27 protein-coding genes are annotated in these 14,961 nt (G+C 59.5%); all 27 read right to left on the reverse strand.

What is annotated here, in order from left to right; genetic code table 11:
• Window positions 1–127: 127 nt before the first annotated feature.
• Window positions 128–550, reverse strand: coding sequence for a 50S ribosomal protein L17 (gene rplQ, locus ACU5AZ_RS02390; RefSeq protein WP_261930329.1), 423 nt, complete (start codon window positions 548–550; stop codon window positions 128–130).
• Window positions 551–599: 49 nt separating this feature from the next.
• Window positions 600–1,610, reverse strand: coding sequence for a DNA-directed RNA polymerase subunit alpha (locus ACU5AZ_RS02395; RefSeq protein ID WP_261931946.1), 1,011 nt, complete (start codon window positions 1,608–1,610; stop codon window positions 600–602).
• Between the two features lie 106 nt (window positions 1,611–1,716).
• Window positions 1,717–2,106: a 30S ribosomal protein S11 gene (gene rpsK, locus ACU5AZ_RS02400; protein WP_007766864.1), complete on the reverse strand. Its 390-nt coding sequence runs from the start codon at window positions 2,104–2,106 to the stop codon at window positions 1,717–1,719.
• 136 nt (window positions 2,107–2,242) lie between these two features.
• Window positions 2,243–2,611: a 30S ribosomal protein S13 gene (rpsM, locus tag ACU5AZ_RS02405; protein WP_446824474.1), complete on the reverse strand. Its 369-nt coding sequence runs from the start codon at window positions 2,609–2,611 to the stop codon at window positions 2,243–2,245.
• 241 nt (window positions 2,612–2,852) lie between these two features.
• Complete coding sequence (locus ACU5AZ_RS02410; RefSeq protein ID WP_446824475.1) at window positions 2,853–3,503, reverse strand: adenylate kinase; 651 nt, start codon at window positions 3,501–3,503, stop codon at window positions 2,853–2,855.
• Entirely contained in the window at window positions 3,500–4,840 is a 1,341-nt protein-coding gene (secY, locus tag ACU5AZ_RS02415; protein ID WP_446824476.1) for a preprotein translocase subunit SecY, read from the reverse strand. The genes ACU5AZ_RS02410 and secY overlap by 4 nt, the downstream gene beginning before the upstream one ends.
• Window positions 4,841–5,081: 241 nt before the next feature.
• Window positions 5,082–5,555, reverse strand: a complete 474-nt coding sequence (rplO, locus tag ACU5AZ_RS02420) for a 50S ribosomal protein L15 (protein ID WP_446824477.1) — start codon at window positions 5,553–5,555, stop codon at window positions 5,082–5,084.
• A gap of 16 nt (window positions 5,556–5,571) precedes the next feature.
• On the reverse strand, window positions 5,572–5,775 hold the full coding sequence (gene rpmD, locus ACU5AZ_RS02425; protein WP_261930334.1) for a 50S ribosomal protein L30: 204 nt from the start codon (window positions 5,773–5,775) through the stop codon (window positions 5,572–5,574).
• Between the two features lie 14 nt (window positions 5,776–5,789).
• Entirely contained in the window at window positions 5,790–6,359 is a 570-nt protein-coding gene (gene rpsE / locus ACU5AZ_RS02430; protein WP_261930335.1) for a 30S ribosomal protein S5, read from the reverse strand.
• 155 nt (window positions 6,360–6,514) lie between these two features.
• On the reverse strand, window positions 6,515–6,877 hold the full coding sequence (gene rplR, locus ACU5AZ_RS02435; protein WP_446824478.1) for a 50S ribosomal protein L18: 363 nt from the start codon (window positions 6,875–6,877) through the stop codon (window positions 6,515–6,517).
• Window positions 6,878–6,889: 12 nt separating this feature from the next.
• Window positions 6,890–7,423 carry a 50S ribosomal protein L6 gene (gene rplF / locus ACU5AZ_RS02440; protein WP_446824479.1) on the reverse strand — a complete coding sequence of 178 codons (534 nt, stop codon included), beginning with the start codon at window positions 7,421–7,423 and terminating at the stop codon, window positions 6,890–6,892.
• Window positions 7,424–7,465: 42 nt separating this feature from the next.
• Window positions 7,466–7,864, reverse strand: coding sequence for a 30S ribosomal protein S8 (gene rpsH / locus ACU5AZ_RS02445; protein WP_446824480.1), 399 nt, complete (start codon window positions 7,862–7,864; stop codon window positions 7,466–7,468).
• A 12-nt stretch (window positions 7,865–7,876) separates the two neighbouring features.
• A complete protein-coding gene (rpsN, locus tag ACU5AZ_RS02450; protein WP_261930339.1) occupies window positions 7,877–8,182 on the reverse strand; it encodes a 30S ribosomal protein S14 in 306 nt (101 codons plus the stop codon).
• Between the two features lie 33 nt (window positions 8,183–8,215).
• On the reverse strand, window positions 8,216–8,773 hold the full coding sequence (gene rplE / locus ACU5AZ_RS02455; RefSeq protein WP_446824481.1) for a 50S ribosomal protein L5: 558 nt from the start codon (window positions 8,771–8,773) through the stop codon (window positions 8,216–8,218).
• Window positions 8,766–9,077, reverse strand: a complete 312-nt coding sequence (gene rplX, locus ACU5AZ_RS02460; protein WP_261930341.1) for a 50S ribosomal protein L24 — start codon at window positions 9,075–9,077, stop codon at window positions 8,766–8,768. The genes rplE and rplX overlap by 8 nt, the downstream gene beginning before the upstream one ends.
• Before the next feature lie 12 nt (window positions 9,078–9,089).
• Entirely contained in the window at window positions 9,090–9,458 is a 369-nt protein-coding gene (gene rplN / locus ACU5AZ_RS02465) for a 50S ribosomal protein L14 (RefSeq protein WP_261930342.1), read from the reverse strand.
• 242 nt (window positions 9,459–9,700) lie between these two features.
• Entirely contained in the window at window positions 9,701–9,937 is a 237-nt protein-coding gene (gene rpsQ / locus ACU5AZ_RS02470) for a 30S ribosomal protein S17 (RefSeq protein WP_446824482.1), read from the reverse strand.
• 13 nt (window positions 9,938–9,950) lie between these two features.
• A complete protein-coding gene (gene rpmC, locus ACU5AZ_RS02475) occupies window positions 9,951–10,151 on the reverse strand; it encodes a 50S ribosomal protein L29 (protein WP_261930344.1) in 201 nt (66 codons plus the stop codon).
• 12 nt (window positions 10,152–10,163) lie between these two features.
• Window positions 10,164–10,577, reverse strand: coding sequence for a 50S ribosomal protein L16 (gene rplP / locus ACU5AZ_RS02480; RefSeq protein ID WP_446824483.1), 414 nt, complete (start codon window positions 10,575–10,577; stop codon window positions 10,164–10,166).
• 38 nt (window positions 10,578–10,615) lie between these two features.
• Window positions 10,616–11,329: a 30S ribosomal protein S3 gene (rpsC, locus tag ACU5AZ_RS02485; protein ID WP_446824484.1), complete on the reverse strand. Its 714-nt coding sequence runs from the start codon at window positions 11,327–11,329 to the stop codon at window positions 10,616–10,618.
• Entirely contained in the window at window positions 11,329–11,718 is a 390-nt protein-coding gene (gene rplV / locus ACU5AZ_RS02490; protein WP_446824485.1) for a 50S ribosomal protein L22, read from the reverse strand. Before rplV ends, rpsC begins: the two co-directional genes overlap by 1 nt.
• A 2-nt stretch (window positions 11,719–11,720) precedes the next feature.
• Window positions 11,721–11,999: a 30S ribosomal protein S19 gene (gene rpsS / locus ACU5AZ_RS02495; RefSeq protein WP_261930348.1), complete on the reverse strand. Its 279-nt coding sequence runs from the start codon at window positions 11,997–11,999 to the stop codon at window positions 11,721–11,723.
• Window positions 12,000–12,014: 15 nt separating this feature from the next.
• A complete protein-coding gene (gene rplB / locus ACU5AZ_RS02500) occupies window positions 12,015–12,851 on the reverse strand; it encodes a 50S ribosomal protein L2 (RefSeq protein WP_446824486.1) in 837 nt (278 codons plus the stop codon).
• Between the two features lie 11 nt (window positions 12,852–12,862).
• Window positions 12,863–13,156 carry a 50S ribosomal protein L23 gene (locus tag ACU5AZ_RS02505; RefSeq protein ID WP_261930350.1) on the reverse strand — a complete coding sequence of 98 codons (294 nt, stop codon included), beginning with the start codon at window positions 13,154–13,156 and terminating at the stop codon, window positions 12,863–12,865.
• Window positions 13,153–13,773, reverse strand: coding sequence for a 50S ribosomal protein L4 (gene rplD, locus ACU5AZ_RS02510; protein ID WP_446824487.1), 621 nt, complete (start codon window positions 13,771–13,773; stop codon window positions 13,153–13,155). Before rplD ends, ACU5AZ_RS02505 begins: the two co-directional genes overlap by 4 nt.
• A 13-nt stretch (window positions 13,774–13,786) precedes the next feature.
• Window positions 13,787–14,428, reverse strand: coding sequence for a 50S ribosomal protein L3 (gene rplC, locus ACU5AZ_RS02515; RefSeq protein WP_261930352.1), 642 nt, complete (start codon window positions 14,426–14,428; stop codon window positions 13,787–13,789).
• A 162-nt stretch (window positions 14,429–14,590) separates the two neighbouring features.
• Complete coding sequence (gene rpsJ / locus ACU5AZ_RS02520) at window positions 14,591–14,899, reverse strand: 30S ribosomal protein S10 (RefSeq protein ID WP_003547547.1); 309 nt, start codon at window positions 14,897–14,899, stop codon at window positions 14,591–14,593.
• Between the last annotated feature and the right edge of the window lie 62 nt (window positions 14,900–14,961).

The raw sequence follows: 14,961 nt of genomic DNA on the forward strand, positions 1-14,961 counted from the left end.
GGCTCGCCTCCCCGTCCCTTGGAGACAGTTCGCTGACATGAACGCGGCCGCAGATGCAAAAAGGCCGAGCGCCCCAGCGGCACCCGGCCTTCTTGAACAGTTCCCGTTGCCTGGAACCTATATGCTATTAAGCAGCTTCAGCCTGGGCTTCGGCTTCGACGCGGGCCTTGTCGGCTGCGCCCTTGGCGTCCACGTCGCGGTCAACGAATTCGATGACGGCGAGCGGAGCGTTGTCGCCCTGACGGAAACCAGCCTTCATGATGCGCAGGTAGCCGCCGTTGCGCGAAGCGTAACGGGAAGCGATGGCATCGAACAGCTTGCGGACGGCGTCCTGATCCTTGATCTGCGAGATGGCCTGACGACGAGCGTGCAGGTCGCCGCGCTTGCCGAGGGTAACGAGCTTCTCGACGATCGGACGGATTTCCTTTGCCTTCGGCAGGGTGGTGACGATCTGCTCATGGGTGATGAGCGAGGCCGCCATGTTAGCGAACATGGCCTTGCGGTGGCTGGCGGTTCTGTTCAGCTTGCGGCCGGCTTTCTGGTGGCGCATTGCTTTTCTCCTTCACTTGCAGGCATCCCGCCCGCAGTATGATACTCGGTTAATACTGGTCTTCGTAACGCTTGGCGAGGTCTTCGATGTTCTCCGGCGGCCATGCGGGCACTTCCATGCCGAGGTGCAGGCCCATGGAGGCGAGGACTTCCTTGATCTCGTTCAGCGACTTGCGACCGAAATTCGGCGTACGCAGCATTTCGGCTTCGGTCTTCTGGATGAGATCGCCAATGTAGACGATGTTGTCGTTCTTGAGGCAGTTGGCCGAACGGACCGAAAGCTCCAGTTCGTCGACCTTCTTGAGAAGTGCCGGGTTGAACGCGAGTTCGGTAACCGATTCTTCTTCTGCTTCCTTCTGCGGCTCGTCGAAGTTGACGAAGACGCCGAGCTGGTCCTGAAGGATGCGCGCGGCGAATGCAACAGCGTCCTCACCGGAAACGGAACCGTCGGTTTCGATCGTCATGGACAGCTTGTCGTAGTCGAGAACCTGGCCTTCACGGGTGTTTTCCACCTTGTAGGACACTTTCTTGACCGGCGAATACAGGCTGTCGACCGGGATCAGGCCGATCGGTGCGTCTTCGGCGCGGTTGCGCTCGGCAGGAACGTAGCCCTTGCCGTTGTTGACGGTGAATTCCATGCGGATTTCAGCGCCCTCGTCGAGGGTGCAGATCACATGGTCGGGGTTCAGGATCTCGATATCGCCAACCGTCTGGATATCACCAGCGGTTACCGAGCCCGGACCCTGCTTGCGTACGACCATGCGCTTCGGATCATCGCCGTCCATCTTGATGGCGATTTCCTTGATGTTGAGCACGATGTCCGTCACATCTTCCCGGACGCCCGGGATGGAGGAGAACTCGTGCAGCACGCCGTCGATCTGGACGGCGGTGACCGCAGCGCCGCGCAGCGACGACAAGAGAACGCGACGAAGCGCGTTGCCGAGCGTCAGGCCGAAACCGCGTTCCAGCGGCTCGGCAACCAGCGTCGCCTTGGTGCGGCCGGAGGTGGTGAATTCCACCTTGTTCGGCTTGATGAGTTCTTGCCAGTTCTTCTGGATCATATTTCTACCTTCCATTCGCCACCACCATCCAATCGTGACGGCCGATTTTCAGAAGCGCCGGGAGGAGCGCGAAATGCGCGCTCTCCGGCTTGATGAATGACCAATGTCAGACGCGGCGCTTCTTGCGCGGACGGCAACCATTGTGCGGGATCGGCGTCACGTCGCGGATCGAAGTGATCATGAAACCAGCAGCCTGGAGCGCACGCAGTGCGGACTCACGACCCGAACCCGGACCGCAGACTTCGACTTCCAGCGACTTCATGCCGTGTTCCTGGGCCTTCTTGGCGCAGTCTTCAGCGGCGATCTGTGCGGCGAACGGGGTCGACTTACGCGAACCCTTGAAGCCCTTGGCACCAGCAGACGACCAGGCAATGGCATTGCCCTGTGCGTCGGTGATGGTGATCATCGTGTTGTTGAAGGTGGAGTTGACGTGGGCAACACCGGACGTAATGTTTTTACGTTCGCGACGGCGAACGCGAGTGGCTTCCTTGGCCATGCTATTCCTTTCGTTGATCTCATCGCCGCCGTAATCCCAGCGGCTACACCGACAGGGCAGACCGGAAGCCTACCCTGTCAAACTCAAAAAGAGGCCGGTGGAAACCACCAGCCTCCCCTTCCCGGTTTCCCGGAAATTACTTCTTCTTACCGGCGATAGCCTTTGCCGGACCCTTCCGGGTGCGGGCATTGGTGTGCGTGCGCTGACCGCGGACCGGAAGGCCACGGCGATGACGCAGGCCGCGGTAGCAGCCGAGGTCCATCAGACGCTTGATGTTCATCGAGGTCTCACGACGCAGGTCGCCTTCGACCTGGTAATCGTGGTCGATAGCTTCGCGAATCTGCAGGACTTCGGCGTCCGTCAGTTCGTGAACCCGGCGCTCGGCCGGAATGCCGACCTTGTCGCAGATTTCCTGCGCGAATTTCGGACCGATCCCGTGAATGTACTGAAGCGCAATAACGGTGCGCTTTGCAGTCGGGATGTTGACGCCAGCGATACGTGCCACGTCTCTTCTCCTTAGTTTCATGTTCCGGCCGGAAAAACGCAAAAGCTACGCGTACCCTGCCACCGTTGTTCTTTAAAAATCCAGGTTCGTCACAAGTGAACACGACCGAAGCCGGACTTCCTTCTCGAAATCCGCACCGATCGCGTTAACTTATTGCGAGTTGGCGCGGTGTTTAGCGGAATCAGCGGCCAAAAGCAACCGGCCCCGCCAAGTTTATTTTCCTGCCGACTTCCCCGTGAAATCAGAAAGCGGACAGAATGGCTTCGATGTCGGCGCTGACCGCGTCGATATCCTTCATGCCATCGACGCCCTTCAGCTTGCCCTTGGCATAGTAATAGCCGATCAGCGGCGAGGTTTCCTTGTAGTAGGCCTGCAGGCGCGTGCGGACCGTCTCGCGGTTGTCGTCGGGACGACGCTTGAAGGTCGTGCCACCGCATTTGTCACAGACGCCCTCGACGGCCGGCTTCAGGTTCTCGTCATGATAGCCGGTGCCGCAGGTCGCGCAGGTGTAGCGCCCGGCGATTCGGTCGGCGAGAACGGCGTCGTCGACGCGAATCTCGATGACGGCCGAGATATCGAGGCCCTTGGCGGCAAGCATCTTCTCGGTCGCATCCGCCTGGACAAGCGTCCGCGGAAAGCCATCGAGAATGAAGCCCTTGGAACAATCGTCCTGATCGATTCGCTCGGACACGATAGCGATCACGATATCGTCGGAGACAAGGTTACCGGCGTCCATGACGGCTTTCGCCTTCTTGCCGACTTCCGTACCTGCGGCAACAGCCGCACGCAGCATGTCACCGGTGGAAAGCTGGGGAATGCCATACTTTTCCACGATACGGTGGGCCTGGGTCCCCTTCCCTGCACCCGGCGGCCCCAAAAGAATAAGTCTCATCGTCCCCTCTTTCCTCCACGCAACTTCGACTTCTTGATCATGCCTTCATACTGCTGGGCAATCAGGTGCCCCTGGATCTGTGCTACCGTATCGAGGGTCACGCTGACAATAATCAGAAGCGACGTTCCGCCGAGAGCGAGCGGTACACCCGTCTGAGACACGAGAATTTCCGGAAGAATGCAAACAAACACCAAATAGATCGCGCCGACGACGGTGATGCGTGTCAAAACGAAATCGATGTATTCAGCGGTGCGCTCGCCGGGACGGATGCCAGGGATGAAGCCACCGTGCTTCTTGAGATTGTCGGCGGTATCGGACGGGTTGAAGACAATCGCCGTGTAGAAGAATGCAAAGAACGCAATCAGGGCACCGTAGAGCACCATGTAGAGCGGCTGGCCGTGGCCGAGCAGCGCGATGGTGCGCGTCGCCCAGTCGGGCATGTCGGACGACCCGGAGAAGCCTGCAAGCGTCGCGGGCAGCAACAGCAGCGAGGACGCGAAGATCGCCGGGATGACGCCCGCCGTGTTGAGCTTCAGCGGCAGGTGCGAGGTGTCGCCCTGGAACATACGGTTGCCGACCTGTCGCTTCGGATACTGGATCAGCAGCCGGCGCTGGGCGCGTTCCATGAAGACGATCAGGGCGATGACCAGGATGCCGACGACGAGGACGGACAGGATGATGCCGGTCGACAGCGAGCCGGTGCGGCCGAGCTCGAGCAGGTTGACGACGGCGGTCGGCAGGCCGGCTGCGATACCGGAGAAGATGATCAGCGAAATGCCGTTGCCGATGCCGCGCGAGGTGATCTGCTCACCGAGCCACATCAGGAACATGGTGCCGCCAACGAGCGTGATGACGGTGGAAATGCGGAAGAACATGCCCGGATCGTTGACCAGACCGTTGCCGTTCTCGAGGCCGACCGCAATGCCATAGGCCTGCAGCGTGCCGAGAATGACCGTGCCGTAACGGGTGTACTGGTTGATGATCTTGCGGCCCTGCTCGCCTTCCTTCTTCAGGTTTTCCAGAGTCGGAATGACCGAGGTCAGCAGCTGCACGATGATCGACGCGGAAATGTAGGGCATGATGCCGAGCGCGAAGATCGCCATGCGCTGGACAGCGCCGCCCGAAAACATGTTGAAGAGACCGAGAATGCCGTTGGACTGGCCCTGGAAGGCCGCCGCATAGGCGCCGGGATTGATGCCCGGAAGCGGGATGTGCGTGCCAAGACGATAGACAAGGAGTGCCGCCAGGGTGAACCAGAGGCGCTTTTTCAGATCCTCGGCCTTGGCAAAGGTCGAAAAGTTCAGGTTCGAAGCCAGTTGTTCAGCTGCAGAAGCCATGCATATCTCCGCGCGACTTCGCCTCACGCCTCTGTCCTCAGAGGGGTCGAGACTCAGTCTTCATGACATTCCAGAAAGCAAAGCCAAGGACGGATTGCAACGCAACCAAACGCCTCACCCTCGTTTTCCGTTTGTGCCCGGTCCAATAATGCAACATCATCGCGACCGGAATTGTGAGGCTCTTATATGAGAGCAAAATCGCCCGGTGTGAAGCACCCCGGGCGATAACTTCGCAAATTGTTTATTCAGCAGCTTCTGCAGAGAGAAGCTTGATCGAGCCACCGGCCTTTTCGATCTTTTCGACGGCAGCCTTGGAGGCGCCGGCGACTTCGATCGAAAGCTTGGCCTTCAGTTCGCCGTCGGAGAGGACGCGAACGCCATCCTTGGTGCGACGAATCACGCCAGCAGCCTTCAGGGCTTCGGCATCAACGGTCTTCTTGGCATCGAGCTTGCCGGCGTCGACGGCTGCCTGGAGGCGGCCGAGCGATACTTCAGCGAACTCGGACGCGAAGATGTTGTTGAAGCCACGCTTCGGCAGACGGCGGTAGATGGGCATCTGGCCGCCTTCGAAGCCGTTGACGGCTACACCCGAACGCGCCTTCTGACCCTTTACACCGCGGCCACCGGTCTTGCCGGTGCCCGAGCCGATGCCGCGGCCGATACGCTTGCGCGACTTGGTTGCGCCTTCGTTGTCTTTGATTTCATTCAGTTTCATCGATCAATCCTCCGGCTTACTTCTCGTCGACGATGCGAACGAGATGCTGCACAGCGCGGATCATGCCACGAACAGACGGGGTATCTTCCAGCTGGCGGCGGCGGTGCATCTTGTTGAGGCCCAGGCCGATCAGCGTCTTGCGCTGGACTTCCGGGCGGCGGATGGGGCTGCCGATCTGTTCGACGGTCAGCATCTTCTTCTCTGCGGGCTTCTTGGCCATGGTCAAGTCTCCCCTTATTCTTCAGAGGCAATGCCGGCTGCAACGCGGCGAGCCTGCAGGGTTGCGTACTTGAGACCGCGCTGAGCAGCAACATCCTTCGGATGAACCTGGTGCTTCAGGGCGTCGAACGTGGCGCGAACCATGTTGTACGGGTTCGACGAACCGGTCGACTTTGCAACGACGTCGTGCATGCCGAGCGTTTCGAAGACGGCGCGCATCGGGCCGCCGGCGATGATGCCGGTACCAGCCTTGGCAGCGCGCAGCAGAACCTTGCCGGCGCCGTGACGGCCGTGAACGTCATGGTGCAGCGTACGGCCGTCGCGCAGCGGTACGAAGATCATGTCGCGCTTGGCGGATTCGGTTGCCTTGCGGATGGCTTCCGGCACTTCACGTGCCTTGCCGTGACCAAAGCCTACGCGGCCCTTCTGGTCGCCGACGACGACGAGAGCGGCAAAGCCGAAGCGACGGCCACCCTTAACAACCTTTGCGACGCGGTTGATCGCGACCAGCTTGTCGACGAATTCGCTATCGCGTTCTTCACGGCTCTGGCGATCCTCGCGCGAGCCACGCTTTTCCTGTGCCATTGTCCTGTTCCTTTTTCTTTTCCGGGTGCAATCGGCAGATATGCAATTAGACCCCACCTCCCCTTACGCATAAGGGGGTCGGCACGGCCCGGGTTCATGAGTGGGCGTAGGCCCGAAACTGCCCGGCCTCGACTGGAGGCCGGGCAGAAACCTAATCAGAAGCTCAGGCCACCTTCACGGGCTGCATCGGCGAGTGCCTTGATGCGGCCGTGATAGATGAAAGCGCCACGGTCGAAGACAACTTCGCTGACGCCTGCCTTGACGGCACGCTCAGCAAGGAGCTTGCCGACGACAGCAGCGGCCGAGGTGTCGGCGCCGGTCTTCAGGTCCTTGCGCAGATCGGCTTCCAGAGTGGAAGCAGCTGCAAGCGTGTGGCCTGCAACATCATCGATGACCTGTGCGTAGATGTTCTTCGACGAGCGATGAACCGACAGGCGCGGACGGCCGTTGGCCACCTTCTTGAGCTGGCGACGCACGCGGCTGGCGCGACGCTGGAGGGATTCTTTCCTGCTAGCCATTTCGCGTGTTCCTTACTTCTTCTTGCCTTCTTTGCGGACAATCCGCTCTTCGGCATACTTGACGCCCTTGCCCTTGTAGGGCTCGGGGCCGCGGTAGCTGCGGATTTCAGCAGCAACCTGGCCGACAACCTGTCTGTCGATGCCGGTGACGACGATTTCCGTCGGCTTCGGGCAGGCCAGCGTGATGCCCTGCGGGGGCTGATAAACAACGTCGTGGCTGAAGCCGAGCGCCAGCTGCAGGTTCGTGCCCTGCATGGATGCGCGGTAACCGACGCCGTTGATTTCGAGCTTGCGCTCGAAGCCGTCCTTAACGCCCTTGAAGATGTTCTCGATCATCGTGCGGGACATGCCCCACTTCGAACGAGCATCCTTGCTCTGGTTGACCGGAGTGACGACAACGCTGTTGTCCTCCAGCTTGAGGGCGACTTCGTCATTAGCAACGAAGAAGAGTTCGCCCTTAGGGCCCTTCGCGGTAACCTTCTGGCCGTCGACCGAGGCGGTCACGCCCGCAGGAACCGGAACGGGTTTTTTACCGATACGAGACATTTTAAATCCTGTCTGTTTCGCTATGGAGATCTATGCACCGCCTTAGAAGACGGAGCACAGAACCTCACCACCAACATTCTGTTCGCGAGCCTGGTGATCAGCCATCACACCCTTCGGAGTCGAAAGGATGGTGATGCCGAGACCGTTCGCGACCTGCGGAATGGACTTAACCGAGACGTAAACTCGGCGGCCCGGCTTGGATACGCGTCCGATCTCACGGATAACGGAAGCGCCTTCGTAGTACTTCAGCTCGATCGAAAGCTCGGACTTGCCGTTTTCGAACTGCACTTCCGAATAGCCACGGATGTAGCCTTCAGCCTGCAGGACATCGAGCACGCGGGCGCGCAGCTTGGAAGCCGGGGTCGAAACCGACGACTTCTTGCGGGCGGCGCCGTTGCGGATACGGGTGAGCATATCGCCCAAAGGATCAGTCATAGCCATGTGCCCGTCTCCTTACCAGCTCGACTTGACGACGCCCGGCACCTTGCCGAGGTTGCCCAGCTCGCGAAGCGCAATACGCGACATCTTGAGCTTACGATAGAATGCCCGCGGGCGACCGGTGACTTCGCAACGGTTGCGGATACGTGTCTTGGACCCGTCGCGCGGCAGTTCTGCCAGCTTGAGGGTGGCCTTGAACCGGTCTTCGATCGGAAGATCCTGGTTCATGATGATCGCCTTCAGGCCGGCGCGCTTGGCTGCCTGCTGGGCGACCGTCTTGCGGCGGCGCTTGTTCTTTTCAACTGCGCTGACTTTCGCCATATCGGTGTTCCTTCTCTACGCTCGTCGTTACGGTTACTGACGGAACGGGAAGTTGAACTCTTTCAGAAGAGCCCGAGCTTCGTCGTCGGTCTTGGCCGTCGTGCAAACGATGATGTCCATGCCCCACATCTGATCAACCTTGTCGTAGTTGATCTCAGGGAACACAATGTGCTCCTTGATGCCCATGGCGAAGTTGCCACGGCCGTCAAAGCTTTTCGGGTTCAGACCGCGGAAGTCGCGAACGCGCGGAAGAGCGATGTTCACGAGACGATCGAGGAACTCGTACATGCGGGTGCCGCGCAGCGTCACCTTGGCGCCGATCGGCATGTTCTCACGAACCTTGAAGCCGGCGATAGAGTTGCGTGCACGGGTGATGACCGGCTTCTGGCCAGCAATGGCGGCCAGGTCGGCGGCAGCAATCGTGGGCTTCTTCGAATCAGCAGTTGCTTCGCCAACGCCCATGTTGATCACGATCTTTTCAAGCTTCGGGATCTGCATTTCGTTGTCGTAGGAGAACTGCTCCATCAGCGCCTTGCGGATGCGGCTGACGTACTCGGCCTTCAGCCGCGGCTCATACTTGTTATCAGCCATCGATCAATTCTCCCGAACGCTTGGCGAAGCGGACCTTCTTGTCGCCTTCGACCTTGAAGCCAACGCGGGTCGGCTTGCCGTCCTTGGGATCGGCGATCGCGAGATTCGACAGATGAATCGACGCTTCCTTGGAAACAATGCCGGCTTCCTGGGTCTGCGTCTGGCGCTGGTGGCGCTTGACGACGTTGACGCCACGAACGACTGCGCGGTCGTCCTTCGGCATTACCTGGATTACTTCACCGGTACGACCCTTGTCCTTACCGGTCAGAACGACAACCTTGTCGCCTTTTTTGATCTTCTGCATAGCCATCGCTCCTTACAGTACTTCCGGAGCCAGCGAGATGATCTTCATATGGCTCTTGGCGCGAAGTTCGCGCGGAACCGGTCCGAAGATACGGGTGCCGATTGGCTCTTTCTTGTTGTCGATAAGAACTGCTGCGTTGGTATCGAAGCGGATAACGCTGCCGTCCGGACGACGGATGTCCTTGGCGGTGCGAACGACTACCGCCTTCATCACGTCACCCTTCTTGACGCGGCCGCGCGGGATCGCTTCCTTGACCGAAACGACAATGATGTCGCCGATGGAAGCGTACTTGCGCTTGGAGCCGCCCAGCACCTTGATGCACATGACACGACGTGCGCCGGAATTATCCGCCACGTCGAGGTTTGTTTGCATCTGAATCATGTCAGGTCGCCTTCTTGTTGTAACCGGCACGGTTGGGCGCAAAGCCCCCTATGCCGGCTTATGAACGAATCTCTTGGTTTTTTTCGCGCGGGGAAAAGTTGCCAAGGTGGTATCCTAAACGGACCTGCCCTGCGCTAAATTCAAAGCAAAAGACGCCCGCAAAACGGGCGTCCTTTGCGCCAAGTCAGTGCTTCATACAGAATTCTGCGCCAGACGCAAGGGCCTGGCGAAAATTCCGATGATTAAGCCTGGGCGGAAATCACCGTCCAGCGCTTGTCCTTCGAGATCGGTGCGCATTCCTCGATGGAAACAACATCACCAACCTTGTACTGGTTGCTCTCGTCGTGTGCCTTGTACTTCTTGGAACGACGAACGGTCTTCTGAAGCAGCGGGTGAGCGAATCGACGCTCAACGCGGACAACTACCGTTTTGTCATTCTTGTCACTGACGACAGTACCCTGCAGAATACGTTTCGGCATGGTTATTGGTCCTTCAGGCCTTGGCTTCAGTCGCCTTTTGGGCGGCTATGGTTTTAATGCGTGCAATATCCCGGCGGACTTCCTGGATGCGCGAAGACTTTTCGAGCTGGCCGGTCGCCTTCTGGAAGCGCAGGTTGAACTGCTCCTTCTTCAGCTTGGCAAGCTCATCTTTCAGCTGATCGGCGCTCAGAGCGCGAACATCATCGGCTTTCATGGCTTTCGTTCCTTACTCTGCGATGCGCTGGATGAAGCGCGTCTTGACCGAAAGCTTGGCAGCGCCGAGACGCAGCGCCTCGCGGGCGATCTCTTCGCTGACACCATCGATCTCGAACATGATACGGCCGGGCTTGACCTTGGCTGCCCAGTATTCGACGGAGCCCTTACCCTTACCCATGCGGACTTCGGTAGGCTTCTTCGTGACCGGAACATCAGGGAACACCCGGATCCACACACGGCCTGCACGCTTCATGTGACGCGTGATCGCGCGGCGGGCCGCTTCGATCTCGCGTGCGTTGACGCGGTTGGGCTCCTGGGACTTCAGGCCGAACTCACCGAAAGCCAGATCAGTGCCGCCCTTGGCAACGCCATGGATGCGGCCCTTGAACTGCTTACGGTATTTCGTACGCTTTGGCTGCAACATTTTCTATTCTCCAAATCTCTACCACGCGCAACGCGGAATTAAGCGTTTTCGCGGCGGCGATTGCCGGCGTTGCCGCCCTGGTTATCACCTTCAAGCGCACGGCGCTCGGAAGCCATCGGATCGTGCTCAAGGATTTCGCCCTTGAAGATCCAGACCTTGATGCCGCAGATACCGTAGGCGGTTTCAGCTTCAGCCGTGCCGTAGTCGATGTCGGCGCGCAGCGTATGAAGCGGAACGCGACCTTCACGATACCATTCGGTACGGGCGATTTCCGCGCCGCCGAGACGGCCGGCGCAGGTGATCTTGATGCCTTCGGCGCCAAGACGCATCGCAGACTGAACGGCACGCTTCATGGCGCGACGGAATGCTACGCGGCGCTCGAGCTGCTGAGCAATCGACTGGGCGACGAGCGTGGCATCGGTTTCCGGCTTGCGCACTTCAACGATGTTGAGGTGCGTTTCGGAGCTGGTCATCTCGGCGATCTTCTTGCGAAGCTTCTCGATGTCAGCGCCCTTCTTGCCGATGATCAGACCCGGGCGAGCCGAGTGGATCGTGACGCGGCACTTCTTGTGCGGACGCTCGATGACGACCTTGGCGATACCGGCCTGCTTGAGTTCCTTCATCAGGTAGGCGCGGATCTTCAGGTCTTCGTGCAGCAGCTGGCCGTATTCGGCATTGTCTGCATACCAGCGGCTATCCCACGTGCGGTTGATGCCGAGGCGGAAACCGATTGGATTGATTTTCTGACCCATTATGCGGCCTCCCCTTTTTCTTCGACTTCACGAACAACGATCGTCAAGTGCGAGAACGGCTTTTCAACACGCGATGCACGGCCACGGCCACGGGCGTGGAAGCGCTTCATGGTGATCGACTTGCCGACATAGGCTTCGGCGACGATCAGAGCGTCCACGTCGAGATCGTGGTTGTTTTCAGCGTTGGCGATAGCAGACTCGAGGGTCTTCTTCACCGTGCCTGCGATCCGCTTGCGGGAGAACTCGAGTTCTGCCAGCGCGCGCTCGACCTTCTTGCCGCGGATCATCGCGGCAACCAGGTTCAGCTTCTGGGGGCTGACGCGGATCGTGCGCGCAACTGCCTGCGCTTCGTTGTCCTTCAGCCGGCGTTCGGCTTTTGCCTTGCCCATCGTTACTTCCTCTTCGCCTTCTTGTCGGCACCGTGACCGTAGTAGGTACGGGTCGGAGAGAATTCGCCGAACTTGTGTCCGACCATTTCTTCCGAGACGGAAACCGGAACATGCTTGCTGCCGTTGTAGACGCCGAAGGTCAATCCGACGAACTGCGGCAGGATCGTGGAGCGACGGCTCCACGTCTTGATTACTTCGTGACGACCGCCATCGCGGACCTTCTCAGCCTTCTTGAGAAGATAGCCGTCAACGAACGGTCCTTTCCATACTGAACGAGCCATATCAGACTACCTCTCTTACTTCTTCTTCTGGTGGCGCGAGCGCATGATGAACTTGTCGGTCGACTTGTTCGAACGTGTGCGCTTGCCCTTGGTCGGCTTGCCCCACGGGGAAACCGGGTGACGACCACCGGAAGTCCGGCCTTCACCACCACCGTGGGGGTGGTCGACCGGGTTCATGACGACGCCGCGAACGTGCGGACGCTTGCCGCGCCAGCGAGTACGGCCGGCCTTGCCGTCATTGATGTTGCCGTGATCGGGGTTCGATACAGCGCCGATGGTTGCAAGGCAAGAGCCGGGAACGAGACGCTGCTCGCCCGAGTTCAGGCGAAGGATCGCCATGCCCTGGTCACGACCGACGAGCTGGACGTAGGTCCCAGCCGAACGGGCGATCTGGCCGCCCTTGCCCGGCTTCATTTCGACGTTGTGAACGATCGAGCCAACCGGGATCGACTGAAGCGGCATGGTGTTGCCGGGCTTCACATCGGCGCCCTTCTCCGAAGAGATGACCTTGTCGCCTGCAGCCAGACGCTGCGGAGCCAGGATGTAGGCCTGCTCGCCGTCGGCGTAGGAAACCAGCGCGATGAACGCGGTGCGGTTCGGATCGTATTCCAGACGCTCGACCGTGCCTTCTACTTCAAACTTGCGACGCTTGAAGTCGATGATGCGGTAGGTGCGCTTGTGACCGCCGCCCTTGTAGCGTGCGGTGACGCGACCGGCGTTGTTGCGGCCGCCCTTGGAGGTCAGGCCTTCCGTCAGCGTCTTGACCGGCTTGCCCTTGTACAGGCCCGAACGGTCGACGATGACCAGCTGGCGCTGGCTCGGGGTTATCGGGTTGAAGCTTTTCAATGCCATTGTCTTTTACCTCACAGGCCGGTGGAGACGTCGATCGACTGGCCGTCAACGAGCGTGACGACTGCCTTCTTGACGTCCGACTGCTTGCCGGAGAAGCCGCGGAAACGCTTGGTCTTGCCCTTGCGGACGAGCGTGTTCACAGCCTTGACCTTCACGCCGAAGAGCGCTTCGACAGCTGCCTTGATTTCAGGCTTGCTGGCGTCCTTGGCGACGTTGAATACGACCTGGTTGTTATCAGAAACAAGGGTCGACTTTTCCGTGATGACCGGCGTGCGGATCACATCGTAGTGACGAAGATCAGTCATTTGAACCGCTCCTCCAGAGCTTCGACAGCAGCCTTGGAGAGCACGAGCTTGCCGCGGCGCAGGATGTCGTAAACGTTGATGCCCTGAACCGGCAGAACATCGATGTTCGGGATGTTCTGGGCTGCGAGCTTGAAGTTGTTGTCGAGCTCGGCGCCACCGATGATCAGTGCGTTTTCCAGGCCGAGCGTCGCCAGTACGCCGGACAGCGCCTTGGTCTTGGCTTCCTTGGAGACCAGATCGTCGATGATGATCAGGTCTTCAGCCTTGAACTTGGCAGACAGCGCATGACGCAGGCCGAGAGCACGGATCTTCTTGGGAAGATCGTGAGCGTGGCTGCGGGTCTGCGGGCCGTGAGCACGACCGCCGCCGCGGAACTGCGGTGCACGTGCGGAATGGTGACGAGCGCGGCCCGTACCCTTCTGCTTGTACATCTTCGCACCGGTGCGGGAAACTTCGCCGCGGGTCTTGGTCTGGTGCGTGCCCTGCTGCTTCTTGGCGAGCTGCCAGCGGATGACGCGTGCAAGAATGTCTTCACGCGGATCGAGGCCGAAAATAGCATCCGACAGGGAGACCTTGCCGGCGTCTTTTCCCTCGAGGGTCTTGACGTTCAATTCCATATCAATGGCTCCCTTACTTCGATGCCGACTTGATGGCGTCGCGCACGATGATCCAGGAACCCTTGGAGCCGGGAACGGCGCCCTTGACCAGGATCAGACCGCGGTCGGCGTCGGTGGAGACGACTTCCAGGTTCTGGGTGGTGACGCGGGTCTGGCCCATGTGACCAGCCATGCGCTTGCCCTTCCAGACCTTACCCGGGTCCTGGTTGTTACCGGTCGAACCATGCGAACGGTGCGATACCGACACGCCGTGGGTTGCGCGAAGACCACCAAAGTTGTGGCGCTTCATTGCACCCGCGAAGCCCTTACCGATCGTGGTGCCGGTGACGTCCACCAGCTGGCCAGCGGCAAAGTGAGCGGCGGTCAGCTCGGTGCCGACGTCGATGAGGTTGTCCTCGGAGACGCGGAATTCGACGAGCTTCGCCTTGGGCTCAACGTTCGCAGCAGCAAAGTTGCCGCGCATCGCCTTCGACGTGTTCTTGACCTTCGAATGGCCTGCACCGAGCTGAACTGCGGTGTAGCCGTTCTTGTCATTCGTGCGCTGTGCGACAACCTGGCAGCTGTCCATGCGCAATACTGTTACCGGAATGTGTTCGCCGGCGTCGTTGTAGACCCGGGTCATTCCCACTTTCTGTGCAATCACACCTGAACGCATTGGTTCATTCCTCTTGCGAGTAGGGAAAGGCATTTGCGGCCAGTCCCTTGGCACTTTGTTTAAGGATTCCGCTCCGGCTTATCGCCTTCGGGTTTCCCGTTTTAAGAAGCCGTTGGCCGAAGCCACGTACCTTCCTTGTAATTTCGGCTCTCGCCGGAATTCTTAGAGCTTGATCTCGACGTCTACGCCGGCGGCCAGATCGAGCTTCATCAGCGCGTCAACCGTCTGCGGGGTCGGGTCGACGATGTCGAGAAGACGCTTGTGGGTGCGCATCTCGAACTGTTCGCGGCTCTTCTTGTCGATGTGCGGCGAACGGTTGACCGTGAACTTTTCAATCCGCGTCGGAAGCGGAACCGGACCACGGACGGACGCGCCGGTGCGCTTGGCAGTCGACACGATTTCGCGCGTGGAGGCATCGAGGATCCGGTGATCAAACGCCTTCAGGCGGATGCGGATATTCTGGCCGTTCATACGTTTTGTCCTTGTTCAACATGCCCTCACCAAAAGAGGGCTGTTTTGAATCTTTGTTCTTA

This window comes from Rhizobium sp. PAMB 3182, assembly GCF_052908355.1.